Origin of the sequence: Aeromonas sp. R7-2 (genome assembly GCF_040908105.1) — a bacterium.
GTDB classification, from domain to species: Bacteria; Pseudomonadota; Gammaproteobacteria; order Enterobacterales; family Aeromonadaceae; genus Aeromonas; species Aeromonas caviae.
In genome coordinates, this window is sequence record NZ_JBFODC010000035.1 from 47,940 (window position 1) to 74,650 (window position 26,711).

Sequence of the window (26,711 nt, forward strand, 5' to 3'; positions counted from 1 at the left end):
GCAGGGGGATGGTGTCTTGTGTACTGCCCTGTGTCTCTTTCTGCCGACAGGACGGTTCACTCCAGGCGGCGGAAGGCCTGGTTTTCGAAGCTGCTGCAGGTCTCCTGGTTGAGCAGGTTGACCAGCAGGATGGCCCGCTTTTCGCCATCCGGCTCCAGATAGATGGCTTCAAACCCGGCGAGGGGACCGGATTCGATAAGTACCTTGTCTCCCTGGGTCGGCAGACGGGCATAGCTGGCGCGCGCCTCGTCGCTGTCGTCCCGGCTCATGAGCCGGTAGATCAGCTGGCTGCTGACGGGGGTCCACTCCTTGCCGAAGTGGATGATGCGACTGATTCCCCGGGTCGATTTCAGGGTGACCGGGGTGACCTCTTCCAGATCCACGTAGATGAAGAGATAGTTGGGGAACATGGGCTCGCGCTGGGGCACGCGCTTGCCTCGCCGCAGTTTTTCAATCTCGACCATGGGGTAATAGGATTCAACGCCCTGGGCTGCCAGGTGGGCGCGGGCGCGGGCCTCTTCCTTGGGTTTGCAGTAGGCCAGATACCATTTCTTCATTGTTGTTCTGTTTTTCGTGTTGCCGTGCTTGCGGCTATCATAACGGGGGTAAAAAAAAAGGCCACGCTTGACGTGGCCTTTTTTCCAGAGTGAGTGATTACCAACCTTTCACCAGACCGCCCTTGAACAGCTCGGTCCCCTTCTTGAAGACCTCGTCGGTCTGGAAGGACTGGACGAACTCCTTGACCTTCTCGTCGTCCTTGTTGTTCTCGCGAGCAACGATCAGGTTGACGTAGGGGGACTCCTTGTCTTCGACAAACAGGCCGTTCTCGGTCGGGGTCAGACCAATCTGACCGGCGAAGGTGTTGTTGATGATGGCCAGATCCACATCTTCCAGGGAGCGCGGCAGTTGTGCGGCTTCCAGCTCGACGATCTTGAAGTTGCGCGGGTTGCTGGCGATGTCCAGTACGGTCGCTTCCAGACCGGCACCCTCTTTAAGCGTCAGCAGGCCCTGCTTCTCCAGCAGGATCAGGGAACGACCCAGGTTGGTCGGATCGTTCGGCACCGCGATCTGGGCACCGTCTTTCAGCTCGGACAGGGCCTTGACCTTCTTGGAGTAACCGGCGATCGGGTAGACGAAGGTGTTGCCGACCGGCACCAGCTTGAAGCCGCGATCACGGATCTGGGCATCCAGGTAGGGTTTGTGCTGGAAGGCGTTGACGTCGACGCTGCCGTCGTTCAGGGCCACGTTCGGGGTGACGTAGTCGGAGAAGGTGACCACTTCGACGGTCAGGCCGTATTTTTCCTTGGCCACCTTGGCCGCGGTCTCAACCAGCTCGGTCTCGGGACCGGCGATGGCGCCCACCTTCAGGGTCTTGTTCTCTTCCTTCTGGCCGCAACCGACCAGTACCAGGGTTGCCAGCAGCGCAGCTGCTGCGGATTTGATGCCCAATTTCATAAAAACCTCCTGTCAGAAATCGACGATTAACGATGATCACATTGTTTGACCAGGCGCTCACCCGCGCTCTGGATGAGTTGAACCAGCACCACCAGAATGACCACGGTGACCAGCATGACGGTGGGATCGAAACGCTGGTAGCCGTAGCGAATACCCACATCACCGAGACCACCGCCTCCGATGGCACCTGCCATGGCGGAGTAGTTCACCAGGGTGACGAGGGTGATGATGACGCTGTTGAGGATCCCCGGCAGGGCCTCGGGCAGCAGCACCTTGGCGATGATTTGCAGGGGCTTGGCCCCCATGGCCTTGGCCGCTTCCAGCAGGCCGTCAGGCACCTCCATCAGGGCCCCTTCCACCAGGCGGGCGATGAAGGGAATGCAACCCACGGTCAGCGGCACGATGGCGGCGATGGTGCCGATGCTGGTGCCGACGATGAAGCGGGTCAACGGAATGATGGCGACCAGCAGAATGATGAAAGGCACCGAGCGACCGACGTTGACGATGACGCCCAGGACCTTGTTGAGCAGCGGATTGGCCAGGATCTGGCCCGCCTTGGTCACGTGCAGCGCCACGCCGAGCGGCAGGCCGAGCAGGCAGCCGAACAGGGCGGAGGCAAACACCATGATGAGGGTGTCGCCCAGAGCCGAAATCAGCAGATTAATCATTGCTTCGGACATAACCCATTACCTCCAGCTGAATGTGGTTGTCGATGAGGAACTGCTGGGTGGCCTCGCACTGGGCCTCGTCCCCGAACAGTTCCGCCAGCAGGAAGCCGAACTTGACGCCACCGGCGTATTCGATGTCTGCGCTCAGGATGCTGATGTCGATGTTGAAACGGCGGCTCGCCTCGGAAATCAGCGGCGAATCCACCGTGGTACCGGTAAAGCCGAGCTTCACCAGGGGATAGCTGCCGGGCACCCGGTCGCTACTCATCCGATCCTGATACTCCTGAGGCACTTCCAGGTGGATGGTGGAGTGGATGAAATCCCGTGCCAGCTGGGTCTTGGCATTGCTGAAGAACCAGGCCACTTCCCCCTGCTCGATGAGACGGCCGTCGCTGATGATGGCCACTTCGTCGCAGATCCCCTTCACCACGTCCATTTCGTGGGTGATGAGCAGTATGGTGAGCCCCAGCTTGGCGTTGATCTCCTTGAGCAGGGTCAGGATCGAGCGGGTGGTCTGCGGGTCGAGGGCCGAGGTGGCCTCGTCACACAGCAGGACCTTGGGAGCCGGTGCCAGGGCGCGGGCGATGGCGACGCGCTGCTTCTGCCCGCCGGAGAGCTCGGACGGATAGGCGTGGGCACGGGCTTCCAGCCCGACCAGGGCCAGCAGTTCGCTGACCCGGCTCTGGATCTTGTCCTTGCTCCAGCCCGCCAGTTCCAGCGGGAAGGCGATGTTGGCGGAGACGGTGCGAGAGGCCAGCAGGTTGAAGTGCTGGAAGATCATGCCGATCTGGCGGCGAGCCTGAGTCAGATCCCGCTCGCTGAGGGCGACCAGGTCCTGGCCATCGACGATGACCTGCCCCTCGGTGGGGCGCTCCAGCAGGTTGACGCAGCGGATGAGGGTACTCTTGCCGGCACCGGAGGCACCGATCACCCCGAAGATCTTGCCTTGGGGCACATGCAGGCTCACGTCACGCAGGGCGTGCACGGCATCACTGCCTTTACCGTAGACTTTGTTGAGACCGATCAACTTAATCATGGATTCTTCCGTGCTAACAGCCTTAAAGCACAGGGCGCTACAGGCGGGTAAATTGGGCAGAGGTTTCACTGGGTAGCTCTGTCATCATGGAGGATGATGCTAAGATGTCCGGATGGCTGTGTCAACGCATGTTTTTACGTCTAGACGTCTAAAAAATGGATAAGGATTCCCGCCATTTGACTATGGTGTGGAGGTATCACCACCAGCATCAATATTAGATTCCGATTTGATGACTCTAGTCCGAATATAAGCTGGTAAATATCTTTTATGTCGTCGATTTGATGCCTCCCCTTCGGACAAGGTGCCCGGTTGTCCGGGCAGTCTCGCTGCCGGTTTCCCCTTCCTCCTGCCGTCTCTTTTCCTGCTTTCTTTTCCATCTCCTTGATGCAGAACAATAAATGACCAGTTTGTGGCCGTGTCGACATGCCAGCTCCCTATACTGGCTGCAGGTGGATGCCAGGAGGGAGGCGAGATGCGATTCCAACAGATCAAGGACCTGATGCTCTATCTCGAGGAGCTTCATCATCGGCAAGGGCACATTTACGGGCGCCAGATCCCCCGGGTGGATGCTGAGCGCAGCAGAATGTTGCTGGCCTATCTGCAAGGGCGGGAGGATGCCGCGGCGGCTCATCTGCACGATTATCGCGAGCAGATGGGAAGCGCGGTGAAGGAGACCTGGCTGGATCAGGGATTTGGCGAGGATCTGCTGGCCGAGGGGGAGCGTCTGGCGCTGCCCGCCACAACCCAGCCCGCGGAGATAGTGGCCCTGGTGTCACGCCAGGAGGAGAGGCTCATCGGCGAGCTGGAACGTCTGGCCCGGGAGTGCCCCACGCCCGACACGGCGGCGCTGCTGAAAGCCCTGGCCTCCATGGCCCAATCCCGCCTGACCCGTCTGGTACACGGTGCTCATCGCCTCGACGATCTCTGAGCCCGGATGAGAGAGACCCGGCACGGGCCGGGTCTTCTGATGTTGCTGGCGGTCAGCCCCCTTGCCGGGCCGCGCCATAGAGGGCGGCGCCTATGATGCCGGCCTGGTTGAGGTTCGCGGCCGCCACCAGGGGAGCCCGGGTCTCAATCTTGTCGATGAACTTGTCGAGCTTGGCGGCGCTGCCGCCCCCCAGGATGAAGAGGTCGGGGGAGAACAGAAACTCCAGGCGAGCCAGGTATTTGTTGAAACGTTTGCCCCAGCGGCCCCAGGAAAGATCCTCGCGCTTGCGCACCGCATCGGAGCAATAGTGTTCGGCCACCATGCCTTCCAGCATCAGGTGACCCAGTTCGGTATTGGGCAGCAACTGGCCATTGACGAAGACGGCGGTACCGATGCCGGTGCCGACGGTGATGAGAATGATGACCCCCTGGCGATCCTGCCCGGTGCCAAAGCGCATCTCCGCCAGACCGGCCGCATCGGCGTCGTTCAGGACATGGCAGGGCAGGCCGGTCACATCGGCAAACAGGTGGGCGGCATCGGTCTCAATCCAGCTCTTGTCGATGTTGGAGGCATTCTTGGCGATGCCGTTGTGGATGGTGGCGGGAAAACCGCACCCCACGGGCCCCTTCCATTGGAAGTGCTCGACCAGCGCCTTGAGGGTGTGTGCCACGGCGGCCGGGGTTGCCGGTTGCGGTGTGGCGATGCGGTGGCGTTCGCCAATCAGCTCCCCGGTTTCGGTGTCGACCAGGCAGCCCTTGATCCCGGACCCCCCAATATCTACTCCCAGCATCTGCATCAGAATCTTCCTTTTATTGTGCCGATGTTCAATGGTCGGCAGAGCATGAAAAAATGGCTGCGATCCGGCAAGGGCCAGATCACTTATGCGTGATCCGGCAGACCTTTTTCGATGCAGCGGATCAGCAATCGCGTCTTTTTATTCTCTTCCTGCTGACGCCTGGCCAGGGTCGCCAGCGCCCACTCGATATGCTCGGCCACCATGGGCGCCGCTTCAGGCAGCGCCTGTTGCAGGGCGTCCAGGACCTCGCTGCTGGCTGGTCCGTTGCCAAGGGCCACCGCCAGGTTGCGGCGCCAGCGCTGATAGCCGATGCGGCGGATGGGGCTGCCTTCCGTGTGCTTGAGAAATTCGGCCTCGCTCCAGCGCCACAGCACCAGCAGGGGAGGGCGATGCAGGTCGGGACGGGGGCTGAAATCGGGTTCGGGGCTGGCATCGGCATAGCGGTTCCAGGGGCAGATGAGCTGGCAGTCGTCACAGCCATAGATGCGATTGCCCATGAGCGGCCTGAACTCCTCGGGAATGGGGCCGTCATTCTCAATGGTGAGATAGGAGATGCAGCGCCGTCCGTCTACCACATAGGGGGCGATGATGGCACCGGTGGGGCAGATGTTGATGCAGGCCACGCACTTGCCACACAGCTCCTTCTCCACCGGGGCATCCACGGGCAGCGGCAGGGCGATGAGCAATTCCCCCAGAAAGAAGAAGGAACCGGCAGACTCGTTGAGCAGCAGCGAGTGCTTGCCCACCCAGCCAAGGCCGGCCTTGGCCGCCAGCGGCCTTTCCAGAATAGGGGCCGAGTCGACGAAGGGGCGCCACTCGCCCAGGGTTTGTCCCGCCGCCCGCAACAGGGTTTCGCACCGCAGCTCGATGCGCTCCCCCAACTGCTTGAGCCGGTTGCGCAGCACCTTGTGATAGTCGCGGCCGAGGGCATAGCGGCTGATGTAGCCGAGGGTGGGATCGCGCAGGGTGGCGGCAAAGCCCGCCTCGAACGGGAGGTAGTTCATCCGTACCGAGATGACCCGCAAGGTGCCCGGCAACAGCTCGTGGGGGCGGGCCCTCATCATGCCGTGGCGCGCCATGTAGTCCATGGTCCCGTGATAACCGGCATCCAGCCAGGCCTGCAACCTCGGCTCTTCCAGGGTGAGATCGGTGTCGGCGATGCCGACCTGGTCAAATCCTAGCTCCCTTGCCCAGAGCTTGATATCGTGGGCCAGTTGCGCAAGTTCGGCAGCCGTCATGCAGCATCCCCCCTCTGCCTGCAGGAGTGTGGCAGGCGCAGGGCGGCAATATGGCGTGCCAGTTGCCGGGTCATGGGATGATGAAACGTGGGGGCCGTCATGGTAGAGGTGTTCGGGGACGCTATCCGCAAAAATGAGTGGGAGAGTCTAGCACAACCCCTGTGGCGGGCCGAGCAGATCCGCAGCATGGAACGGCGCTGGGCCGAGCAGGAGGGGCTTCCCCTCTATGTGCTGATGGAGCGGGCCGGGACTGCGCTGTGCAACTATGCCTGTCACCACTGGCCCGACAGCCGTCAGTGGTGGATCTTCGTCGGCCCTGGCAACAACGGCGGGGACGGCTACGTGCTGGCCCGCCTTGCCCGGCGCATCGGCCTCGAGCCTTTGGTGATTGCCGCCCGGGCTCCCGGCCTGCTGAGGGGAGATGCCAGGCGGGCTGCCGAAGAGTGGCTCGCATCGGGGGGGAGCGTGACCATGGCCGAGGATCTGCTGCCCGCCACGCTGCCGCCGCCGGATCTGGTCATAGACGCACTGCTCGGTACCGGCGTCCAGCTTCCCCTCTCCTCGTCAATGACAAAGATCGTCGCAACAATCAATGGCTTGAACGCGCCCGTGCTGGCGGTGGATCTCCCCTCCGGTCTCCATGCCGACACCGGCCGCGCCATGGGCGCACTGGTGCGTGCCACCCGCACCCTCACTTTCATCGGCATCAAGCAGGGCATGCTCACCGCCGACGGGGTAGACGGAGTCGGCCACCTCGACCGGGATCCCCTGGGAGTGACGCCGGGGGAGGAACGGGTTCCCGCTGCCGAGCGGATCGATTATCCCAGCCTCAAGGGGTTGCTGACCCCGCGCAGGCGCTCGGCTCACAAGGGACACAGCGGCAAGGTACTGCTGACGGGGGGGAACCTCGGCATGCAGGGAGCGATCCTGCTGGCGGGTCAGGCCTGTCTGCGGGCGGGGGCGGGATTGGTACGCCTGCGCCAGCACCCGGATTGCCCGGCGGCCAGCCTGGTTCAACCCGAGCTGATGGGATGCCCGGCGGACATGGATGAAGGGTGGGCATCGGTGCAGGTACTGGGCCCCGGGCTCGGTCAGGATGGGTGGGGCCGGGCCCGGTTCGAACAGGGCATCGGAGCCGCCGTGCCACTGGTATTGGACGCCGATGGATTGAATTGGCTGGCGCAGGCCCCCCGTCATCAGGATAATTGGGTGCTCACGCCCCACCCCGGGGAGGCGGCTCGCCTGCTGGGCTGCACCATCGCCGAGGTCGAGGGGGACAGGTTTGCGGCCGTCTCGCGGCTGCAACAGCGCTACGGTGGCGTGGTGCTGCTCAAGGGGGCGGGGTCGCTCATCTGCGACGGCAGGCGCATTTCCCTGTGCGACGAGGGCAACCCCGGCATGGCCAGTGGCGGCATGGGTGACCTCTTGTCTGGTATAATCGCCGCCCTCCTGGCTCAGGGCTGGTCTGCGGGCATGGCCACCCGACTCGGGGCCGTGATCCACGCAGAGGCCGCCGATCTGGCCGCCGCCGAGGGTGAGAGGGGCATGCTGGCATCGGATCTGCTGCCCTGGATCCGTCGTCTGGTCAATCCGACACAGTAACAAGTAACAAGAAGAACATGGCAAAAACCTTGATGATGACACTGCCGGACGAGGCAGCAACAGTGGCGCTGGGTGGCCGTCTGGCAAAGGCGTGCCAGCAGGCCACCACGGTATTTCTGCACGGTGCCCTCGGGGCCGGCAAAACCACCCTGACTCGAGGCTGGGTACAGGGACTGGGTCATGAGGGCAAGGTCAAGAGTCCGACCTATACCCTGGTGGAGCCCTATGAGCTTGCCCAGTGGCAGGTCTATCACTTCGATCTCTATCGACTGGCGGACCCGGAAGAGCTGGAGTTCATGGGCATTCGCGACTATTTTGCCGCCGATACCCTCTGCCTGGTGGAGTGGCCAGAGAAGGGCGACGGCTGGCTGCCAGCCCCGGATCTCGAGATCACCCTGAGTTATGCAAACGAGCAGCGCGAGGTGCAGATTGATGCCCGCACTGCTATCGGCGAAGCCATTCTGGAACGGTTGTCATCTCAGTGCGCGTGATCCTTGTTTTTGTTCTCTCCCTGATGGCATTGCCCACCTGGGCCAATCAGCTCAAGAGTGTGCGGGTGTGGCCATCACCGGACAACACCCGGGTGGTGCTCGACATGAGCAGCGCCCCCAATTTCAACTACTTCACCCTGACCGGTCCGAACCGTCTGGTCATCGACCTGAAAGGGGCGAGCAACGCCACCAACCTGGCCCGCATCGAGAACAAGAGCGAGCTGGTGCGCAAGATCCGCGAGAGCACTCCGCTGGAGAAGGGCGGCCTGCGACTGGTGCTGGATCTCGGCTCTGCCATCAAGCCGGTGGTCTTCCCGCTGGCGCCGGCAGGCCCCTATGGCCACCGTCTGGTGATCGATCTTCCCTATGAAGAGAAGGGGAGCGCTGCGGCGCAGCCCGCTCCCGTCGGGGGACACGGCAAGGCCATCGTCATCGCCATCGATCCTGGTCACGGCGGGGAAGACCCGGGCTCCATCGGCCCGCGCCGCACCTACGAGAAGCGGGTGACCCTGGCGGTCTCCCAGAAGCTGGCGGCCCTCATCGACCGGGAGCCCGGCATGCGAGCCGTGCTGACCCGCCGTGGCGACTACTTCGTCGATCTCAACAAACGCTCCGAGATTGCCCGAAAGGCCAAGGCTGACCTGCTGGTGTCGGTGCATGCCGACAGCTTCCACAACTCGACTCCTCGCGGCGCCTCCGTCTGGGTGCTGTCGACCAACCGCGCCAACCGCGAGATGGGTAGCTGGCTCGAGAAGCAGGAGAAGCAGGGTGAGCTGCTGGGGGGCGTTGGCAAGGTATTGGCCGAGTCTGATCCCAACCCCTATCTGGCGCAGACCTTCCTGGATCTCTCCATGGACAAGTCCAGGGCCGAAGGCTATGACGTCAGCCGCCAGATCCTGCGCTCGCTCGGCCGGGTGGCCAGATTGCACAAGAAGGCGCCGGAACATGCGAGCCTGGCGGTGCTGAAGGCGCCGGACATCCCCTCGGTACTGGTGGAGACGGGCTTTATCTCGAACCACGCCGAGGAGAAGCTGCTGGCCACCGCCAGCTATCAGGATCAGCTGGCCCGGGCCATCTTCGAGGGGATCCGCAACTATTACCGCAGCCATCCGACCAAGGGGCCCATGCTCACCGGCAAGGGCCAGGTTGCCGCCCCGCCGCGTCAGGCGCCTGCCAGCAAGCCGGTCGCTGTCAGCAAGCCGGCTGCCCAGCCAACGCAGCAGGTCGTAACCAACCGGATGCCGGCGAGCGAGCCCTATCGCGTCGGTGAGGGCGGCGCCCCGGTCAGCAGTGTCGGCAGCGCCTCCGGTGCCGGCGTGATCAAACCTTACAAGGTCGCAGCCCAGGAGCCGAGTGCGCCGGTAGCCAGCGTGCAGAGCAACGACAAGTCCAACATGATCCGCCACGTGGTCACCCGTGGCCAGAGCCTCTCCCGGCTCGCCGAGAAACACGGGGTGAGCCAGGCGCGACTGGTGGAGATCAACAAGCTCAAGTCGCGGGACATCCAGATAGGGCAGGTGCTCTATATTCCGCGAAAATAGCGCGGGCTGAAGAACGCCGCCCTTCTCTGCCGATGGCAGGGAGGGGCGGTGAGCATTGATGGCGCCAGGTCCACCTCTTCCCCTTTTTCATCTGCAGGAGCAAGCGATGCCAATCCGTATATTGCCGCCGATTCTGGCCAACCAGATTGCTGCCGGTGAGGTCGTGGAGCGGCCCTCCTCCGTGGTGAAGGAACTGGTGGAAAACAGCCTGGATGCGGGGGCTGACCGGGTCGAGATCGACATCGACAAGGGAGGCGCCAAGCTTATCCGCATTCGTGACAACGGCTGCGGTGTCGCCAGGGATGAGCTGGTGCTGGCGCTGTCGCGCCACGCCACCTCCAAGGTGGCGACCCTGGACGATCTGGAAGGGATCAACAGCCTGGGCTTTCGCGGGGAGGCGCTTGCCTCCATCAGCTCCGTCTCCCGCCTCACCTTCACCTCCCGCACGGCAGAGCAGAGCGAGGCCTGGCAGGCCCAGGCGGAAGGGCGTGAGATGAGCGTCACCGTCAAGCCGGCAGCCCACCCGGTGGGCACCACGGTGGAGGTGGTGGATCTCTTCTTCAACACCCCGGCGCGGCGCAAGTTCATGCGCAGCGAAAAGACCGAATTTGCCCACATCGACGAACTGGTGCGCCGCATCGCGCTCTCCCGCTTCGACGCTACCCTGATCCTGCGCCACAACGGCAAGGTGGTGCGCCAGTACAAGGCGGCCAACACGGTGGCGGAGCAGGAGCGCCGCCTCGCCGCCGTCTGCGGTTCCCCCTTCATGCACCATGCCCTGGCGGTATCGAGCGAACACAGCGACGTGCGGTTGTGGGGCTGGCTGGCCACCCCGGCAGGAGCCAGGCCGCAGAACGACCTGCAATACACCTATGTCAATGGCCGCATGATGCGGGACAAGCTCATCAATCACGCCATTCGCCAGGCCTATGACGAGCTGCTGCCCGCCGATCGCTTCGCGGCCTATGTGCTCTATATCGAGCTGGATCCCCGCCAGGTGGATGTCAACGTCCATCCGGCCAAGCACGAAGTGCGTTTCCATCAGGCGCGTCTCATCCACGATTTCATCTTCCAGGCGCTGTTTACCGCACTGCGCCAGGACGGGGCAGGGAGCGCCACCGATGCCCCCCTGGCCGAGACCCAGGTCGAGCTGCCGGGCAGCCCGGAGATCACCTATCCGGGTCAGGCGCCGCGCACCGAGTGGTACGGTGCCGAACACGGCTATCGGGCTCCTGCCCCTGCGCGAGATGGCGACGGCGTGCGGGAAGGCGGTGGTGGCAGGGGAGGACACTACCAGCCTCCCGAACCCCCGAGCCGGGCCGCGATGCGAGGCATGGGCGCCTTGCTTACCACCCTGCCCGAGGTGGCGACGCCGGCATCCCGGCCCGGAGCCGAGAGCGGTGCCGTCGAGACGCCAGCCCGAACGGGGGAGTGGCGCGCCCTGAGCCTGGTCGAGCAGGCCTATCTGCTGATGGAGCGTCAGGGGCAACTGGCGCTGCTCTCCCTGGTGCGCGCCGAGCGTCTGTTGTTGCGCCACTGGCTGCTGGATGCCTGGGGCCAGGGGCTGGCGGCCCAGCCTCTGTTGCTGCCGGTCTCCTTCAAGCTGCCGAAAAACCTGGTCGCCCTGGTGGAGGAGCGGGAACGTCTGCTCAAACGCATGGGGCTGGAGTTGAAAAGCGGGGGACGCGACACCATGATCCTGACTCGGGTGCCCGCCCTGCTGCGCCAGACCGATCTGGCCCGCCTCTTACCCGAATTGTTGCAATTGGTCGAGAGCGGATCTGACAGTGATGCCGACGCGCAGGCTGGGGTACTATGCCAGTGGTTGGTGGAACAAGGCATAAGTGCCGAAAAAATATACGATTTTGCCACTGCCACCCGGTTGTTGACGGAACTTGTTGCCGATTTCAGTGACCAACTGGCAGACGTTCGCATGGTACGCCCGTTGTCGCTGGCGAACGTGCTGGCCGAGTTTGCCGATGGCAACTGACGGCGTCTCGTCGTCTGTTGCATCCATATGACCAGTTTTATGCCGGCTCGCCCGTGAAGGGGCGGCCGAAGGGAGTGTTTAACGTGGCTGACTTGCCGACTGCAATTTTTCTGATGGGGCCGACGGCCTCCGGCAAGACGGATCTCGCCATTGAACTGTGCCAGGCCCTGCCCTGCGACATCATCAGCGTGGACTCCGCGCTCATCTATCGCGGCATGGACATAGGCACCGCCAAGCCGACGCCAGCCGAGCTGGCACAGGCCCCGCACCGGCTGATCGACATCCTGGATCCCGCCATGAGCTATTCGGCGGCGGATTTTTGCAAGGATGCCCTGCGGGAGATGAAAGAGATCGCCGACCGTGGTCGCATTCCGCTGCTGGTGGGCGGCACCATGCTCTATTTCAAGGCGCTGCTGGAGGGGCTTTCTCCGCTGCCTTCCGCCGATCCCGCCATTCGGGCCGGCATCGAGGAAGAGGCTGCCCGCCTCGGCTGGCAGGCGCTCCATGACGAACTGGTGCGCATCGACCCGGTGGCCGGTGCCCGCATCCACCCCAACGATCCCCAGCGCCTGTGCCGGGCGCTCGAGGTTTACCGCATCAGCGGCAAGACCCTCACCGAGTTGACCCAGGTACAGGGAGAGGGGCTGCCCTACCGGGCGCTGCAGTTTGCCATCGCGCCGAGGGATCGGGCCGTGCTGCACCAGCGCATCGAACAGCGGTTTGACAAGATGCTGGGCAGCGGCTTCGAGCAGGAGGTCAGGGCGCTTTACGAGCGGGGGGATCTCACCCCGGATCTTCCCTCCATTCGCTGCGTGGGATACCGCCAAATGTGGGACTACCTGGCGGGGGAAGTGGAGTATGATGAGATGCGTTATCGCGGCATTGTTGCCACCCGCCAGTTGGCCAAGCGTCAGATGACCTGGTTGCGCGGTTGGCCTGATGTGACCTGGTTGGAATCTGGTGAGTCTGGCAATCTGGCCAGGGTCGTCGCCCAAGCTGGTCCGGCTTGACACTCCTGTATAATCAGGTTGTTATATTGAATATCCGGTGTTTAAAAACAACAAACTATAAGGAAAAGAAAGATGGCTAAGGGGCAATCTCTCCAAGACCCGTTTTTGAATGCGCTGCGCCGTGAGCGTATTCCTGTTTCTATCTATTTGGTGAACGGCATCAAACTGCAGGGTCAGATCGAATCGTTTGACCAGTTTGTCATTCTGCTGAAGAACACCGTGAGCCAGATGGTCTACAAGCACGCCATTTCCACCGTGGTGCCGGCCCGTGCCGTCAACCATCACCAGCACGCCCCGGGCGCCGCCGGTGAAGAGCAGGGTGAAGCCGAGGCGTGATATCCTGCGGCGAGTTCACTCGCCAACTCAGATCCATCATGATACCTGTCAAGGAGCAAGCGCTTGTTTGACCGTTACGAAGCTGGTGAACAGGCCGTTCTGGTACATGTCAACTTCAGCGATGAGGGCGAGCGGGAGGATCTGGACGAGCTCAAGATGCTGGTGAGCTCGGCCGGGGTCAATGCACTGGGGGTGATCACCACCAGTCGCAGCGCACCCAGCGCCAAATTTTTTGTCGGCAGCGGCAAGGCGGAAGAGATCGCGTCCCAGGTCCAGATGCTGGACGCCGACGTGGTCATCTTCAACCATGCCCTGACCCCTGCCCAGGAGCGCAACCTGGAGCGTCTGTTCCAGTGCCGGGTCGTGGACAGGACTGGTCTTATCCTCGATATCTTCGCCCAGCGCGCCCGCACTCACGAAGGCAAGTTGCAGGTCGAACTGGCCCAGTTGCGCCATCTTTCCACTCGTCTGGTGCGAGGCTGGACCCACCTTGAGCGACAAAAGGGGGGGATCGGTCTGCGCGGCCCGGGTGAAACCCAGCTTGAAACCGACCGACGCCTGCTGCGTGAGCGTATCAAGGCCATTTTGCGCCGCCTCGACAAGGTGGCCAAGCAGCGGGAGCAGGGGCGCCGTGCCCGCAACCGCAACGAAGTGCCGACCGTTTCTCTGGTGGGGTATACCAACGCCGGAAAATCCACTTTGTTCAACCAACTTACAGATGCCAGCGTGTATGCTGCCGACCAATTGTTCGCAACCCTGGACCCCACCCTGCGTAAATTGGTGATCCAGGATGTGGGTGATGTGATCCTGGCGGATACAGTTGGATTTATTCGGCACTTGCCCCATGATCTGGTCGCGGCCTTCAAGGCGACCCTGCAGGAGACTCGCGAAGCGGACCTGCTGCTGCATGTGGTGGACTGCGCCGATGAACAGATGCAGGAGAATATCGAGTCGGTCCAGCGTGTGCTGGCCGAGATCGAGGCGGATGACCGTCCCCAACTGATGATCTGCAACAAGATCGACAAGCTGGGGGATCGTCCGGCTGGTCTTGAACGGGATGAGGCTGGGCGACCGGTGCGAGTCTGGTTGTCGGCCCAGACTGGCGAGGGCAGTGAATACCTGTTCCAGGCACTGACCGAGCTGCTGGCCGGCTCCATGGTGCATCACACCCTGCAACTGCCCCCTTCCGCCGCCAGACTGCGCAGTGCGCTCTATCGGCTGAAAGGTATCGAGCAGGAAGGTTTCAGCGAGGAGGGGGACTTTGTGCTGGAAGTTCGCCTGCAACTGGCTGACTGGAACCGCCTAATGAAACAAGAAGGTGAGAGTTTACAACGCTTTATCAGACATTGATGGGTCGATGAACATAAATGGTTTGCTGACTTCATCGCCCCTCTGTGGCCCGATAGAGATGATATCCATCCGCATGTATTAATGGAGACGCTGATGGCTTGGAATGAGCCTGGTAACAATGGCAAAGACCGTGACCCCTGGGGGAACAACGGCAAGAATCAGGGCCCCCCTGATCTGGACGAGATGCTTCGCAAGGTGAGCCGTCGTTTTGGCGGTCTGCTCGGTGGTGGCAAATCCGGTGGTGGTGACGTGGGCAAATTCGGCCTCTCCATCGCCTTGGTGGTGGCCGTGGTGGTGTGGGTCGTCAGCGGCTTCTACACCATTCGCGAAGCCGAGCGGGGCGTGGTGCTGCGCTTTGGCGAATACTCCCACAACGTGGATCCCGGCCTGCGCTGGAAACCGACCTTCATCGACCGGGTGATCCCGGTGGACGTGGAGTCTGTCCGTTCCCTGCCGGCGTCCGGTTTCATGCTGACCCAGGATGAGAACGTGGTGCGGGTCGAGATGGACGTGCAGTATCGCGTGGTCGATCCCGAGCAGTACCTGTTCAGCGTGACCAACGCCGACGAGAGCCTGAGCCAGGCCACGGACAGCGCCCTGCGCTACGTGGTGGGTCACACCCGGATGGACGATGTGCTGACCACGGGTCGTGAGAAGGTGCGTCAGGAAACCTGGCAGGTGATCGACAGCATCATTGAGCCTTATCAGATGGGTCTGCAGATCGTGGACGTCAACTTCCTGCCGGCGCGTCCGCCGGAAGAGGTGAAGGATGCGTTTGATGACGCCATCTCCGCCCAGGAAGATGAGCAGCGTTTCATCCGTGAAGCGGAAGCCTATGCCCGTGAAGTGGAGCCCAAGGCTCGTGGCCAGGTCAAACGTCTGGAGCAGGAGGCCGAAGCCTACAAGTCCCAGATCGTGTTGAAGGCCAAGGGTGAAGTCGCCCGCTTCAACGAGCTGCTGCCCCAGTATCAGGCCGCGCCCGAGCTGACCCGTGATCGTATCTACCTGGAAACCATGGAAGAGCTCTATCAGCAGGCCAACAAGGTGGTGGTCGACATGCCGGCCGGCAACAACAGCATGATCTACCTGCCGCTCGACAAGCTCTCTGGCAAGGCGAATGCCGTGCAACCGGCACGTCCTGCGGGCACCCCGGCAGTCGAGGCGGCCCAGCCGTCCAACGAAGGGGCCAACTCCACTCCGACCCCGCTGCGTGGCGGTGATCGTTTCAGCACAGGGAGAAACTGATAGATGAAAAAGCTAGCTATTGGTGTCATCGCTGTGGCCGCCATGGTCTGCTTCTCTTCCATCTTCATCGTCGATGAAGGACAGAAGGGGATCGTGGTGCAGTTTGGCAAGGTGAAACGGGTCGACTCTGGTGAACCGCGCCTGTACGAGCCGGGTCTGCACTTCAAGGTGCCGCTCATCGACCAGGTACGCAAGATGGATGCCCGCATCCAGACTCTGGAAGGCCAGGCGGATCGCTTCGTTACGTCCGAGAAGAAGGACCTCATCATCGACTCCTACGTGAAGTGGAAGATCGAGGACTTCTCCAAGTACTACCTGGCGACCGGTGGTGGCAACAAGATCCAGGCTGAAGACCTGCTCAAGCGCAAGATCAACAACGGCCTGCGTTCCGAGATCGGTAACCGCACCATCAAGGACATCGTCTCCGGCGAGCGCAGTACCGTGATGGAAGATGCCCTGATGAAGATGGCGCGCTCCTCCGAGCTCGGCATCAAGGTGGTGGATGTGCGCATCAAGCAGATCAACCTGCCGGTGGAAGTTTCCAGCTCCATCTATCAGCGGATGCGTGCCGAGCGGACCGCGGTTGCCCGTGAACACCGTTCACAGGGCCGCGAGCAGGCCGAGATCCTGCGTGCCGACATCGACCGCAAGGTGACCGTGATGATCGCCGACGCCGAGAGTAATGCCCGTCAACTGCGTGGTGAAGGGGATGCCGAAGCCGCCAGGATCTATGCCGACAGCTACAAGAAGGACCCGGAGTTCTTCAGTTTCGTGCGCAGCATGGAGGCCTATCGCAAGAGCTTCGCCGGTGGCAACGACCTCATGGTCCTGAAACCGGACAGCGAGTTCTTCCGCTACCTCAAGTCGCCGCACGGCAACAAGCAGTAAACATGTGTTGATATGACCCAAGGGCCTGATGATTCAGGCCCTTTTGTTTGCCGGCCACAGACCGGCAGGGGAACAGGGATAGGGAGAGGTGATGCTGACATCCATGTTGATGGGGCTGGGGTTGCTGCTGCTCTTCGAAGGATTGGGGCCCTTGCTCGCTCCCAGGGCATGGCAGCAGATGCTGCGCCTGCTCGGGGAGTTGCCGCCGGAACAGCTGCGCCGCATCGGCGGCTGTCTGGTGGTGGCAGGTGGTGTCATCTTGTGGGCGTCGGCCCGTTAGAGCCTGTGTTGATACGACAGTGGCACGGCGAATTCGGACAATAAAAAAGAGGCCCTCTGGCCTCTTTTTTATTGTCCGCCGGCTGGCATCAGGCGCTGCGCTGCACCGCCATGTGGGCCAGGGTCTCCAGCGCTTGCTTGTGCCGGGAGTCCGGCAGGATGGCGAGGGCGGCGATGGCCTTGTCAGCCTCTTCCCGAGCCCGCTGGCGGGAGTATTCGAGAGCTCCGGTGCGATCCAGGATGCCCAGAATACGCTCCAGGTGATCCATACCGTTGCGGTGCTCGATGGCATCGCGCACCAGTTGACGCTCTTCCGGGGTACCCACTTCCATGGCGCGCAACAGCGGCAGGGTCGGCTTGCCTTCGGCCAGATCGTCACCCACGTTCTTGCCCATCTCCTCGCTCTGGGAGCAGTAGTCCATCACGTCGTCGATGATCTGGAACGCGGTACCCAGGTACTTGCCGTAGTCGGTCATGGCCTGCTCGACGGGCTCGGGCTGATGGGTCAGCACGGCGGCGAGTCGGGTCGCGGCTTCAAACAGCTTGGCGGTCTTGCAGTAGATGACCGTCATGTAGCTCTCTTCCGTGGTATCCGGATCGTTGCAGTTCATCAGCTGCAGCACTTCTCCTTCGGCGATGGTATTGGTGGCATCGGAGAGGATCTCCATCACCTTCAGGTTGGAGAGTTCGCTCATCATCTGGAAGGAGCGGCTGTAGAGGTAGTCACCCACCAGAACGCTGGCGGCGTTGCCAAACAGGGCGTTGGCGGTTTCCCGGCCGCGGCGCAGGTCGGATTCGTCGACCACGTCGTCGTGCAGCAGGGTGGAGGTGTGAATGAATTCGATGATGGCGGCCAGTTTCAGGTGATCTTCACCCTCATAGCCCAGTGCGCGTGCGGCCATCACGGTCAGCATGGGGCGCATCCGTTTTCCGCCCGCACTGACAATATAGAAACCCAGCTGGTTGATCAGGCTGACATCGGACTGGAGTCTCGCCAGGATCAGTTCATTGACCGCCGTCATGTCGGCGGCACAGAGCGCACGGATAGTCTGTTGGTCCATAAGTCTCGTAACGTGACGGCAGCATTTACTGCGTTTTTAGCAATGGCGGGGATTCTACACGATTTCACAATGGGTTACAGTTAGGCGTTTATTCACGGGGGCAGATATGCGCACAAAATAAACTTTTTGCTAAATTGGCCTTGCCTCGGCAAATCGTTCTGCGTAGAATGCCCGCCCATTGTTATAGGTTTTTGTGCGTGTCTGGCCTTGAGCAAAAGACACGCCTTTACGGAGTTAATCAAATGTACGCGGTATTCCAAAGCGGCGGAAAACAACACCGTGTGGCCGAAGGTCAAATCGTTCGTCTGGAAAAGCTGAACGTTGAGACTGGCGCTACCATCGACTTCAACGAAGTGCTGATGGTTGCTGCAGGCGACACTTTCAAAGTAGGTGCTCCTTTCGTTGAAGGTGGCAAGGTTGTGGCTGAAGTTGTGGCTCACGGCCGTGGCGAGAAAGTGACTATCGTCAAGTTCCGTCGTCGTAAGCACCACCGTAAGCAAGCGGGCCACCGTCAGTGGTTCACTGAAGTCAAAATCACTGGCATCAGCGCTTAATTAGAGGAGTCCGATAGATGGCACACAAAAAAGCTGGCGGTTCATCCCGCAACGGTCGCGATTCTGAAGCTAAACGCCTGGGCGTGAAGCGTTTCGGCGGCGAAACAGTTCTGGCTGGCAGCATCATCGTTCGTCAGCGCGGCACCAAGTTCCACGCTGGTGAGAACGTTGGTCTGGGCAAGGACCACACTCTGTTCGCTACCGCGAACGGTAAAGTGCAGTTCGAAGTTAAAGGTCCGCAGAATCGTAAGTACGTCAGCATCGTTGCTGAGTAATTACGGACCGCAAGGATCCGAAGCCCCGCCAACCTGGCGGGGCTTTTGTTTTTCTGATGAGTTTGACGAAAAAACGGCACGCGGATGAGCCGGCGCTGACAGCCCTCATCGGCCAGATGCGCCTCGCCCGAAGGGGCCCGTATCACTATAATTGCGTATCGGTTTTTCGAATTAAGGTGACGGTTACCTATGAAGTTTGTTGATGAAGTCCAGATTCGAGTCGATGCCGGTGACGGTGGTAACGGTTGTGTGAGCTTCCGCCGCGAGAAGTACATCCCGAACGGCGGCCCGGACGGCGGTGACGGCGGTGATGGTGGCGACGTGTATCTGGTGGCCGATGAAAACCTGAACACCCTGATCGACTACCGTTTCGAGCGCTTCCACGCCGCCGAGCGTGGCGAGAACGGCCAGAGTGCCAACTGTACCGGTCGTCGCGGCAAGGACAAGATCCTGCGAGTACCGGTCGGCACCCGCGCCACCGATGAAGACACCGGCGAACTGCTGGGGGATTTGACCAGTCACGATCAGAAGCTGCTGGTTGCCAAGGGCGGTTTCCACGGCCTTGGCAACACCCGCTTCAAGAGCTCGGTCAACCGGGCGCCGCGCCAGAAGAGCAACGGCACCCCGGGTGAAGTGCGTACCCTGAGGCTGGAGCTGCTGCTGCTGGCGGATGTCGGCATGCTGGGTCTGCCGAACGCTGGCAAGTCCACCTTCATTCGCGCCGTTTCTGCGGCCCGTCCGAAAGTGGCAGACTACCCCTTCACCACCCTGGTACCGAACCTGGGTGTGGTACGAGGTGAAAACTCCCGCTCCTTCGTCATTGCCGACATTCCCGGCCTCATCGAAGGGGCTGCCGAGGGAGCAGGCCTCGGTATCCGCTTCCTCAAGCACCTGGAGCGTTGCCGCGTCCTGATCCACCTGGTGGACATCTGCCCGGTGGATGGCTCCGATCCTGCCGAGAACGCCGTGACCATCGTCCGGGAGCTGGAAAAATACAGCCCCGAGCTTGCGGGCAAGCCGCGCTGGCTGGTGTTCAACAAGATGGACCTGATCCTGGAAGAAGAGGCTCAGGAAGTGATGGACAGAGTCAAGGCAGCCCTCAACCACGAAGGTCCGGTCTACGCCATCACCGCCATCAGCAAGGAAGGCACCAAGAAGGTGTGCTACGACATCCTGGATCTGCTGGATACCATGCCTCGTCAGCTGGCGGAAGATGCCAGAGACGCCATCGAGAAGGTGGAGTTCAAGTGGGATGACTATCACAAGAACCAGCTTGCCAAGGCGGAAGCCGATGCCCTGGCGGCGTCCAAGGCCTTCGATGATGGCTTGGACGATGACGACTGGGACGATGAGGACGACGACGGCGTCGAAGTCATTTACGTTCGCGATTGAGCATCATGTTCGTGACAAGACCGGAGCCAGACAGGCTCCGGTTTTTTTATGGGAGGATCGACGGGATCACCCTATAGATATATTTTTTATGTCTCTTATTGCCTGACAGTGGCTGCGGATTATACTGCGCACCTGAATGTAACCTGTATGAAACATTATGCTAACCATTCAAATTGAATCGATATGCATGACTGTTTTGGTTTGTTCTTATGGATGGTTCGCCTGATAAAATATTTATGCTTGAAATGATCAATTAACGGCTTGTTTGTGCAGTTTTTTGGGTTATTCTTGCGCCCGTTTTCCGGGCGAGGGCATGAGTATGCAGGCGGCCCGGCTGAAGGAAAAGTCACATTTAAGGCTGTTTATATGTTGGAAAAGACCCTGGAAGCACCGGCAATCCGTACTCGCCGCAACGTGCTGATGTTTTTGATCCCGTCACTGATCGGGATCCTGCTGTTCATGACCCCGGTCATCTATGACGGCAATGTCACCATTCCCGTCGCCGTGTTGGCGAAGCTGGTTCAAACGGTGTTTGCCGATCATCTGGTGGCCATGGTCAGCGCCATCATCACCACCACCATGCTGATGACCCTGATCGCCTGGCTGTTCAAACCGGCGATCCTGGTAAAACGCCCCTTCCTCAACAGCCTGTTCAACGTCTCCCCCTTCTGGGCGTGCGTGCGGGTGCTGGGCGGGGTCTTCGTGCTGTTGACCTTCTTTGAAGCCGGTCCCGAGGTGCTGCGCTCAGGGGCGACCGGTGGCCTGGTGCTGCATGATCTGCTGCCGGTACTGTTCTCCGTCTTCATCTTTGCGGGCCTGCTGCTGCCCTTGCTGCTGGATTTTGGTCTGCTGGAGTTTGTCGGTACCATGATGACCCGGATCATGCGTCCGGTGTTCCGTCTGCCGGGTCGTTCTGCGGTGGACTGCTTCGCCTCCTGGCTCGGTGATGGCAGCGTCGGGATCCTGCTGACCAGCAAGCAGTATGAAGGCAAGTTCTACACCCAGCGGGAAGCGGCCGTCATCGGTACCACCTTCTCCGCCGTCTCCATCACCTTCTGTCTGGTGGTGATCTCCCAGGTGAAGCTGGAGCATATGTTCGTCCCCTTCTACCTGACCGTCTGCCTGGCCGGTGTGGTGGCCGCCATCGTGGTACCGCGCCTGCCGCCGCTCTCCTGGAAGAAGGATGTCTACAGCGACGGTACTCCCCTGTGCCGCAAGCAGGAGGCCATCCCCCATCAGCACAGCGTGCTGAGCTACGGCTACCATCGTGCCCTGACCAAGGCCGACAGCATGACGGATCTCGGCGCCGTGGCGCGTGAAGGGGTGAAAAACGCCCTGGACATGGTATTTGGCGTGCTGCCGGTGGTGATGGCCGTCGGGACCTGTGCCCTGATGCTGGCGGAGCACACCCCGGTGTTCAACTGGCTGGGGGCGCCCTTCGTGCCTTTGCTCGAGCTGCTGCAACTACCGGAGGCGGAAGCCGCTTCCAAGACCATCATGGTGGGCTTCGCTGACATGTTCATCCCGGCGGTGCTGGCCTCCACTATCGAGAGCGACATCACCCGCTTCGTGATCGCCGCCATGTCGGTCACCCAGCTCATCTACATGTCGGAAGTGGGCGCTCTGTTGCTGGGCAGCAAGATCCCGGTCAAGTTGTGGGAGCTGTTCGTCATCTTCCTGCTGCGCACCCTGGTCACCCTGCCGGTGATTGCCGGTGTGGCGCACCTGCTGTTCTAAGGGACGAAGTGGAACGAAAAACGGTCAACCCGGGTTGACCGTTTTTTTATGGGCGAGTGTCGGCGGAAGGTCAGTGTGATCCTGCCAGCAGGGCCTGGCATTCGACCTCGTCCAGCTGCTCGGGGGCGAGGAAGCGTCTGGCGTAGTCCCGCCAGATGCCGCTCTCGATGAAGAGGGCAAACAGGGCCGGGTCTATGTGCTGTTCCTGCACCATCTTCACCATGATGGCCAGGGACTGGGAGACCGTTTTGCCAGACTTGTAGGGGCGATCGCTCGCCGTCAGCGCCTCGAAGATGTCTGCAATGGCCATGATGCGGGCGGGAATGCTCATCTGCCCCCCTTGCAACTGGCGCGGATAGCCCGTGCCGTCCATCCGCTCGTGATGGCCCCCCGCAATCTCCGGCACCTTGCGCAAATGGCGGGGGAAGGGGAGCTTCTCCAGCATGCGTATGGTCTGGATGATGTGATCGTTGATCTTGTAGCGCTCCTCTTCGGTGAGGGTGCCACGGCCGATGGCGAGGTTGTAGCGTTCCCCCCGGTTGTAGAGGTGGGTGGGCACCCGCACCTTGAAGCCCCATGGGTTGTGTCGGGCGAGATTGTCGTGCTCGGGGCGAGGGATGAGATGGACCGCCTTGTCGGCGAGCAGCGACTCTCGGCAGGGGAGGGGAGAGGGGGCCTCCTGGTGGCGCTTGCGTTCCTCCTGACTGATACCGAGCCGATCGTCCAGAGTGCGCAACCAGGTGCGGCTGGCAATGGCATCCAGCCTGGCTAGCTTCTCCGGCGCCATCCACTCGCCCCCCAGATTGCACTCGGCCACGAAGGCAAACTCCTGATCCAGGGTGTGCCAGAGGGGGAGCAGGGCCTCGAGGGCGGCCTGCTGCCCGGATGGGGGCAGCAGGGCGCAGAGTGCCTCGATGTGGGCATCCCGCTTGAGCACCTCGAAGCGGGTGCGGATCTCGTGGATCCTGTCGTAGATGGTCTCGAGCTTGGTCGCCTTGTCCACCACGAACTCCGGGGTGGTGACCTTGCCGCAGTCGTGCAGCCAGCTCGCAATATGGATGGCCTCCCACTCCTCTTCGTTGAGCCGGAAATCGGCAAAGGGCCCCGTCTGCTGTGAGCAGGCAGCCTGGGTCAGCATCCTGGCCAGTTCCGGCACCCGCTGGCAGTGGCCGCCGGTGTAGGGGCTCTTGGCATCGATGGCACCGGCGATGAGCTCGATGAAGGCTTCCAGCAGTTGCTTCTGCTCCTCCAGCAGGCGCTGGTTTTCGATGGCGGAGGAGGAAGTGCCCGCCAGCGCCTCGATGAGGCTGATGCGCGAGGCCAGTTCGCGGGCCGAGCAGTCTGGCAGGATCAGCAGCAGGCAGCCGATCAGCTCCTGACGGTGGTTGTGAAGGGGCTCGACCAGCAGTTGGCAGGCACCAGGGAAGGGGCCCCAGTCGGTGAGGTAGCGGGCCCACTGTGCCTCGTCGAGGGGCAGGCAGAGGCGCTCCGTGTGGTAGAGACCGCCGAGCAGCGCCGCCTGCCACTGTACCTGTTCGCACGCCAGCGGCTGCCCCTGCCAGATGGCGTGAACGGCCTGCATCTCGCTCTCCTGGGCCAGGAAGAGGCAGCCGCCCTCGGCCTGGGCAGCCGCCACCGTCTCGTGCAGGATACGGCTGAGCAATGAATCGAAGCGATGCTCTGCCGCCAGCGCCCGGCCCATGTTCATGAAATTGCCGAGGGTCAGGCGCATGCTGGACATGGCGCGGGCGAGGTCGTCAATTTCGCGGATCGCCGAATCCGGCCCCGGGCTTTCGCCAAAGTCGAAGTGCTGGATCCGCTCAGCCTCCCCGGTCAATACCAGCAAGGGGGCGGCAGTGCGCCGGGCTGCCAGCCAGATGACGGGCAGCAGGAGCAGCAGACCGGCAAGGGCCCAGGCGAGATTGTGCAGTGCATCCTGGCGCGCCGGGGCGGTGAGCACCTCGGTGGGCACCAGGAGGGCGAGATAAAACGGAGACTCTTCCCCGAGGGAGGAGAGGTTGACCAGCCACTCCTGACCCTGAACCGTTGCCAGGGTCAGCTCGGCGGGGTGATGCAGCAGGGCTGGCCGCGCGGCCATCTCCTGTTGCAGCCTGGTGAGAATGGGGTGATTGAGGGCCGACAGCATGGGCAGGCGGCTCAGTTGCTCGAAGCTTGGAAGGCGCTCGGGATCCGTGGCCAGCAGGGTCCCGACCTCGTCAAACAGCACCAGCTGGCTGTGACCGGGCAGGGGCAACTCGCCGATGAGGGAAGAGAGTCCCTCCACGCCCGCATCGAGCCCGATCACCGCCCGGCGATCATCGCTCTCCACCGCCAGTGTCATGCCTGGCTCCCGGGTAGTGAAGAAGAGGTAAGGGTGGGTCACTATGATGCCCGTGCTCCAGCGCGCCTCCTTGTACCAGCCCCGATCTCGCGGATCGAAACGGTAATCCGGCATGGGGCGCCGCTCCAGCAGCCGCAGCCGCTGGTCGAAATAGAGGAACTCTCCCTGTCCCTGATGCAGGCTCTGGACCAGCAGGCGGCTCTCGGGCGGAGGCGCCTCCAGCGCCCCTCTCGCCCGTTCGGTCAGCTTGCGTACCAGAAAGAAATCGCCGTCCTCGTAACCGGCATAGATGGCACCGTAACTGGTGCTGTTGGCCAGCACTTCCGCCAGCTGGGGCAGGAAGGCTAGCCGCGTCTCCAGCCCTGTCATGGCGGACAGCTGGCCGCTGCGCAGCAGATTCAGGGACATGCGGGCCGGTCGCTGGTTCAGCTTGATGGCGAGGGCAAGCTGCTCCCGGTATTGCTGGAAGCTCTGACGTTCGTGCTCCAGCCCCTGCTGCATGCCCTGCTGGAACTGCAGCACGATGAGGGCGCCCCCCAGCAAGGAGAAGAGCAGGATGAAAAGGGTGGCAATGTGTACGTAAAAGGGTCTGCGACTGAGACTTGCGTTTGTCATGGACGGATCCTTGTCCCCTGGCGATCGCCGTATTGGTCACCTAACAGTGTGCTTGCTGGATGACAAAAAGCCTAGGACTCGATCTTGCGCTCTTCAGCCCCAAATCAACAGCCAGCCTTCGCGTTGCGCCCTTGCCCTGTGGTGAGATGATTCGTTCAGATATCTCGTGCTACATTGCTCCCCTGATAAACGCCCTGTGAACCAATGGAGTGTCCCATGTCTGTCGTCCCCTATTCCGTGCTGGATCTGGTGCCCGTTCCCGAAGGTGGTCTGCCGGCCGAGTCGTTTCGCCACTCGCTGGATCTGGCTCGCCATGCGGAGCGCTGGGGTTACCACCGCTACTGGCTGGCGGAGCACCACAACATGCCGGGCATTGCCAGCGCCGCCACAGCGGTGCTGATTGGCCACCTGGCCGGGGGCACCACGACGTTGCGGCTCGGAGCTGGCGGCATCATGTTGCCGAACCACTCCCCCCTGGTCATTGCGGAGCAGTTCGGCACGCTGAGTTCCCTCTATCCGGATCGCATCGATCTCGGCCTGGGCCGCGCCCCTGGCAGCGATCAGCGCACCATGCAGGCGCTTCGCCGCCAGCGCAGCGGCGAGGTGGATGACTTCCCGGCGGATGTGCGCGAACTGATGAGTTATTTTGGCGACGAGGTCGGTGCCGTGCAGGCGGTGCCGGGTCAGGGACTCCATGTGCCCATCTGGCTGCTGGGCTCCAGCCTCTACAGTGCCCAACTGGCTGCGGCCATGGGGTTGCCGTTCGGCTTTGCTTCCCACTTCGCTCCCGCCATGTTGCTGCAGGCGCTGGAGATCTACCGTACCCAATACCGCCCATCTGCCCGCTGGCCCAAACCCCATGCGGTGGTGTGCGTGAATCTGATCGCCGCCGACACCGACCGTGAGGCCCGCTTCCTGTTCACCACCCTGCAGCAGCAGTTCCTGCGTCTCTACCGGGGGGATGCCGGCAAGCTGCCACTGCCGGTGCAGACGCTGGGGGATGAGTGGTCTCCCCGCGAATTGATGGCGATGGAGCAGACCCTGGCTCGCTCCCTGGTGGGGGAGCCGGATCGGGTACGCCACGGCCTCAAGGCTCTGCTGACAGAGACCGGAGCGGACGAGCTGATGTTCAACGGCCCCATCGTCGATCATCAGGCGCGCCTGCGCTCCTTCGAGATTGGTGCCGAGCTGATGCAGGGGTTGTAACCCCCGCGACGCCTGGCCGCCAGCGGCACGCCAAGCCTGGCTGCTCGGGGCGCAAAAGCCACGATTGCGTGGTAGTAAGTTTATGATTTTTAAAGGAAGTCAGGTGAGTGTCGGCCATCTGTCGTGTCGCCTCTCATCCCCTTCCCCTATGCTGGCCCTGTCAATCACCACAAGGAGCGCAAGATGATCGTCAGGAAGTTGAGATTGCAACGGGGATGGTCCCAGGAACAGCTGGCGACCCTCACTGGCCTGAGCGTTCGCACCATTCAGCGAATAGAGCAGGGACAACAACCCGGACTGGAATCCCTCAAGGCCCTGGCCGCCGTCTTCGAGCTCGATGTGACCCAACTGCAGGAGAGCGAGATGAAAGGGAATGAGGGCGAAGATCGGGGACGCGTGCAGGTGGCGCGGGATGAGCGGGAGGCGATGAAGTTCGTGGAGGGGCTCAGGGGCTTCTACGGCCACCTCATGAGCTATGTGCTGGTGATAGGGGGGCTGTTTGTCATCAACTACCTGAGCAACCCGGATTATATCTGGGCCTGGTGGCCCATGCTGGGCTGGGGGTTGGGATTGGCTTCTCACGCCATCAACCTGTTCCAGCCCTTCAAGCTGTTTGGCCCGGAATGGGAGCGGCGCCAGGTCGAGAAACGGCTGGGGCGCAGGCTCTGATCCGCTCA

25 protein-coding genes are annotated in these 26,711 nt (G+C 61.8%); 17 read left to right on the forward strand and 8 right to left on the reverse strand.

The annotated features are described in order from the left end of the window. Positions 1 to 56: 56 nt before the first annotated feature. The 4 genes from rfaH to metN all read right to left on the reverse strand — a co-directional run bounded on the left by rfaH (position 57) and on the right by metN (position 3,159). Positions 57 to 557, reverse strand: a complete 501-nt coding sequence (rfaH, locus tag AB5Y47_RS13850) for a transcription/translation regulatory transformer protein RfaH (protein ID WP_010673182.1) — start codon at positions 555 to 557, stop codon at positions 57 to 59. A 97-nt stretch (positions 558 to 654) separates the two neighbouring features. Further along, entirely contained in the window at positions 655 to 1,455 is an 801-nt protein-coding gene (gene metQ, locus AB5Y47_RS13855; RefSeq protein WP_041211129.1) for a methionine ABC transporter substrate-binding lipoprotein MetQ, read from the reverse strand. Between the two features lie 26 nt (positions 1,456 to 1,481). Continuing rightward, on the reverse strand, positions 1,482 to 2,135 hold the full coding sequence (locus AB5Y47_RS13860) for a methionine ABC transporter permease (RefSeq protein ID WP_029313844.1): 654 nt from the start codon (positions 2,133 to 2,135) through the stop codon (positions 1,482 to 1,484). Further along, positions 2,116 to 3,159 carry a methionine ABC transporter ATP-binding protein MetN gene (gene metN / locus AB5Y47_RS13865; protein ID WP_045523782.1) on the reverse strand — a complete coding sequence of 348 codons (1,044 nt, stop codon included), beginning with the start codon at positions 3,157 to 3,159 and terminating at the stop codon, positions 2,116 to 2,118. The genes AB5Y47_RS13860 and metN overlap by 20 nt, the downstream gene beginning before the upstream one ends. Before the next feature lie 472 nt (positions 3,160 to 3,631). On the opposite strand from metN, the gene AB5Y47_RS13870 reads away from it, so the two are divergent. Further along, positions 3,632 to 4,087, forward strand: a complete 456-nt coding sequence (locus AB5Y47_RS13870) for a hypothetical protein (protein WP_253585488.1) — start codon at positions 3,632 to 3,634, stop codon at positions 4,085 to 4,087. A gap of 52 nt (positions 4,088 to 4,139) precedes the next feature. Here the strand turns inward: AB5Y47_RS13870 and ppgK are convergent, their stop codons facing one another. After that, complete coding sequence (gene ppgK / locus AB5Y47_RS13875) at positions 4,140 to 4,883, reverse strand: polyphosphate--glucose phosphotransferase (protein ID WP_010673187.1); 744 nt, start codon at positions 4,881 to 4,883, stop codon at positions 4,140 to 4,142. Between the two features lie 83 nt (positions 4,884 to 4,966). Beyond that, a complete protein-coding gene (queG, locus tag AB5Y47_RS13880; RefSeq protein WP_043152555.1) occupies positions 4,967 to 6,121 on the reverse strand; it encodes a tRNA epoxyqueuosine(34) reductase QueG in 1,155 nt (384 codons plus the stop codon). Between the two features lie 99 nt (positions 6,122 to 6,220). On the opposite strand from queG, the gene AB5Y47_RS13885 reads away from it, so the two are divergent. The 10 genes from AB5Y47_RS13885 (at position 6,221) to AB5Y47_RS13930 (ending at position 16,854) form a co-directional block, all read left to right on the forward strand. Then, positions 6,221 to 7,723: a bifunctional ADP-dependent NAD(P)H-hydrate dehydratase/NAD(P)H-hydrate epimerase gene (locus tag AB5Y47_RS13885; RefSeq protein ID WP_043152655.1), complete on the forward strand. Its 1,503-nt coding sequence runs from the start codon at positions 6,221 to 6,223 to the stop codon at positions 7,721 to 7,723. Between the two features lie 17 nt (positions 7,724 to 7,740). Continuing rightward, positions 7,741 to 8,214 (forward strand): tRNA (adenosine(37)-N6)-threonylcarbamoyltransferase complex ATPase subunit type 1 TsaE, encoded by a 474-nt coding sequence (tsaE, locus tag AB5Y47_RS13890; RefSeq protein WP_029313846.1) that lies wholly within the window; start codon positions 7,741 to 7,743, stop codon positions 8,212 to 8,214. Next, complete coding sequence (locus tag AB5Y47_RS13895) at positions 8,205 to 9,755, forward strand: N-acetylmuramoyl-L-alanine amidase (protein WP_041214594.1); 1,551 nt, start codon at positions 8,205 to 8,207, stop codon at positions 9,753 to 9,755. Before tsaE ends, AB5Y47_RS13895 begins: the two co-directional genes overlap by 10 nt. A gap of 106 nt (positions 9,756 to 9,861) precedes the next feature. Beyond that, positions 9,862 to 11,745, forward strand: a complete 1,884-nt coding sequence (gene mutL / locus AB5Y47_RS13900) for a DNA mismatch repair endonuclease MutL (protein ID WP_043152557.1) — start codon at positions 9,862 to 9,864, stop codon at positions 11,743 to 11,745. Between the two features lie 92 nt (positions 11,746 to 11,837). Then, entirely contained in the window at positions 11,838 to 12,755 is a 918-nt protein-coding gene (miaA, locus tag AB5Y47_RS13905) for a tRNA (adenosine(37)-N6)-dimethylallyltransferase MiaA (protein WP_080770083.1), read from the forward strand. A 72-nt stretch (positions 12,756 to 12,827) separates the two neighbouring features. Beyond that, a complete protein-coding gene (gene hfq / locus AB5Y47_RS13910) occupies positions 12,828 to 13,091 on the forward strand; it encodes an RNA chaperone Hfq (protein ID WP_011704864.1) in 264 nt (87 codons plus the stop codon). 63 nt (positions 13,092 to 13,154) lie between these two features. Further along, positions 13,155 to 14,441: a ribosome rescue GTPase HflX gene (gene hflX / locus AB5Y47_RS13915; protein WP_010673194.1), complete on the forward strand. Its 1,287-nt coding sequence runs from the start codon at positions 13,155 to 13,157 to the stop codon at positions 14,439 to 14,441. A 93-nt stretch (positions 14,442 to 14,534) separates the two neighbouring features. Beyond that, positions 14,535 to 15,686 carry an FtsH protease activity modulator HflK gene (gene hflK / locus AB5Y47_RS13920; protein WP_010673195.1) on the forward strand — a complete coding sequence of 384 codons (1,152 nt, stop codon included), beginning with the start codon at positions 14,535 to 14,537 and terminating at the stop codon, positions 15,684 to 15,686. 3 nt (positions 15,687 to 15,689) lie between these two features. Next, complete coding sequence (gene hflC, locus AB5Y47_RS13925; RefSeq protein WP_010673196.1) at positions 15,690 to 16,574, forward strand: protease modulator HflC; 885 nt, start codon at positions 15,690 to 15,692, stop codon at positions 16,572 to 16,574. Between the two features lie 91 nt (positions 16,575 to 16,665). Then, positions 16,666 to 16,854 carry a DUF2065 family protein gene (locus tag AB5Y47_RS13930; RefSeq protein ID WP_049636189.1) on the forward strand — a complete coding sequence of 63 codons (189 nt, stop codon included), beginning with the start codon at positions 16,666 to 16,668 and terminating at the stop codon, positions 16,852 to 16,854. Between the two features lie 88 nt (positions 16,855 to 16,942). On the opposite strand, the gene ispB is transcribed toward AB5Y47_RS13930, so the two are convergent. Beyond that, on the reverse strand, positions 16,943 to 17,914 hold the full coding sequence (ispB, locus tag AB5Y47_RS13935) for an octaprenyl diphosphate synthase (RefSeq protein WP_010673198.1): 972 nt from the start codon (positions 17,912 to 17,914) through the stop codon (positions 16,943 to 16,945). 242 nt (positions 17,915 to 18,156) lie between these two features. Here ispB and rplU point away from each other — a divergent pair, with 242 nt between their 5' ends. From rplU to AB5Y47_RS13955, 4 genes are all read left to right on the forward strand, one after another. Beyond that, positions 18,157 to 18,468, forward strand: coding sequence for a 50S ribosomal protein L21 (gene rplU / locus AB5Y47_RS13940; protein ID WP_005304210.1), 312 nt, complete (start codon positions 18,157 to 18,159; stop codon positions 18,466 to 18,468). Positions 18,469 to 18,485: 17 nt separating this feature from the next. After that, positions 18,486 to 18,743 (forward strand): 50S ribosomal protein L27, encoded by a 258-nt coding sequence (gene rpmA, locus AB5Y47_RS13945; protein WP_010673199.1) that lies wholly within the window; start codon positions 18,486 to 18,488, stop codon positions 18,741 to 18,743. Positions 18,744 to 18,932: 189 nt separating this feature from the next. Beyond that, on the forward strand, positions 18,933 to 20,135 hold the full coding sequence (gene cgtA / locus AB5Y47_RS13950) for an Obg family GTPase CgtA (protein ID WP_010673200.1): 1,203 nt from the start codon (positions 18,933 to 18,935) through the stop codon (positions 20,133 to 20,135). Positions 20,136 to 20,501: 366 nt separating this feature from the next. After that, positions 20,502 to 21,872, forward strand: a complete 1,371-nt coding sequence (locus tag AB5Y47_RS13955; protein ID WP_010673201.1) for a YjiH family protein — start codon at positions 20,502 to 20,504, stop codon at positions 21,870 to 21,872. Between the two features lie 70 nt (positions 21,873 to 21,942). Here AB5Y47_RS13955 and AB5Y47_RS13960 read toward each other — a convergent pair whose 3' ends face one another. Further along, on the reverse strand, positions 21,943 to 24,828 hold the full coding sequence (locus AB5Y47_RS13960) for an HD domain-containing phosphohydrolase (RefSeq protein WP_045523773.1): 2,886 nt from the start codon (positions 24,826 to 24,828) through the stop codon (positions 21,943 to 21,945). A gap of 216 nt (positions 24,829 to 25,044) precedes the next feature. On the opposite strand from AB5Y47_RS13960, the gene AB5Y47_RS13965 reads away from it, so the two are divergent. Then, positions 25,045 to 26,034 (forward strand): luciferase-like monooxygenase, encoded by a 990-nt coding sequence (locus tag AB5Y47_RS13965; protein ID WP_368220316.1) that lies wholly within the window; start codon positions 25,045 to 25,047, stop codon positions 26,032 to 26,034. Positions 26,035 to 26,217: 183 nt separating this feature from the next. Further along, positions 26,218 to 26,703, forward strand: a complete 486-nt coding sequence (locus AB5Y47_RS13970; protein WP_041211140.1) for a 2TM domain-containing protein — start codon at positions 26,218 to 26,220, stop codon at positions 26,701 to 26,703. Positions 26,704 to 26,711 lie beyond the last annotated feature (8 nt).

Coding starts and splice junctions, on each gene's coding strand:
- AB5Y47_RS13885 (WP_043152655.1), top strand. CDS start 6,221: ATGGTAGAGGTGTTCGGGGACGCTATCCGCAAAAATGAGTGGGAGAGT.
- queG (WP_043152555.1), bottom strand. CDS start 6,121: ATGACGGCTGCCGAACTTGCGCAACTGGCCCACGATATCAAGCTCTGG.
- hflC (WP_010673196.1), top strand. CDS start 15,690: ATGAAAAAGCTAGCTATTGGTGTCATCGCTGTGGCCGCCATGGTCTGC.
- tsaE (WP_029313846.1), top strand. CDS start 7,741: ATGGCAAAAACCTTGATGATGACACTGCCGGACGAGGCAGCAACAGTG.
- AB5Y47_RS13930 (WP_049636189.1), top strand. CDS start 16,666: ATGCTGACATCCATGTTGATGGGGCTGGGGTTGCTGCTGCTCTTCGAA.
- hflK (WP_010673195.1), top strand. CDS start 14,535: ATGGCTTGGAATGAGCCTGGTAACAATGGCAAAGACCGTGACCCCTGG.
- rplU (WP_005304210.1), top strand. CDS start 18,157: ATGTACGCGGTATTCCAAAGCGGCGGAAAACAACACCGTGTGGCCGAA.
- AB5Y47_RS13960 (WP_045523773.1), bottom strand. CDS start 24,828: ATGACAAACGCAAGTCTCAGTCGCAGACCCTTTTACGTACACATTGCC.
- cgtA (WP_010673200.1), top strand. CDS start 18,933: ATGAAGTTTGTTGATGAAGTCCAGATTCGAGTCGATGCCGGTGACGGT.
- AB5Y47_RS13970 (WP_041211140.1), top strand. CDS start 26,218: ATGATCGTCAGGAAGTTGAGATTGCAACGGGGATGGTCCCAGGAACAG.
- AB5Y47_RS13965 (WP_368220316.1), top strand. CDS start 25,045: ATGTCTGTCGTCCCCTATTCCGTGCTGGATCTGGTGCCCGTTCCCGAA.
- ispB (WP_010673198.1), bottom strand. CDS start 17,914: ATGGACCAACAGACTATCCGTGCGCTCTGTGCCGCCGACATGACGGCG.
- metN (WP_045523782.1), bottom strand. CDS start 3,159: ATGATTAAGTTGATCGGTCTCAACAAAGTCTACGGTAAAGGCAGTGAT.
- rfaH (WP_010673182.1), bottom strand. CDS start 557: ATGAAGAAATGGTATCTGGCCTACTGCAAACCCAAGGAAGAGGCCCGC.
- mutL (WP_043152557.1), top strand. CDS start 9,862: ATGCCAATCCGTATATTGCCGCCGATTCTGGCCAACCAGATTGCTGCC.
- AB5Y47_RS13955 (WP_010673201.1), top strand. CDS start 20,502: ATGTTGGAAAAGACCCTGGAAGCACCGGCAATCCGTACTCGCCGCAAC.
- ppgK (WP_010673187.1), bottom strand. CDS start 4,883: ATGCAGATGCTGGGAGTAGATATTGGGGGGTCCGGGATCAAGGGCTGC.
- hfq (WP_011704864.1), top strand. CDS start 12,828: ATGGCTAAGGGGCAATCTCTCCAAGACCCGTTTTTGAATGCGCTGCGC.
- rpmA (WP_010673199.1), top strand. CDS start 18,486: ATGGCACACAAAAAAGCTGGCGGTTCATCCCGCAACGGTCGCGATTCT.
- AB5Y47_RS13870 (WP_253585488.1), top strand. CDS start 3,632: ATGCGATTCCAACAGATCAAGGACCTGATGCTCTATCTCGAGGAGCTT.
- metQ (WP_041211129.1), bottom strand. CDS start 1,455: ATGAAATTGGGCATCAAATCCGCAGCAGCTGCGCTGCTGGCAACCCTG.
- AB5Y47_RS13860 (WP_029313844.1), bottom strand. CDS start 2,135: ATGTCCGAAGCAATGATTAATCTGCTGATTTCGGCTCTGGGCGACACC.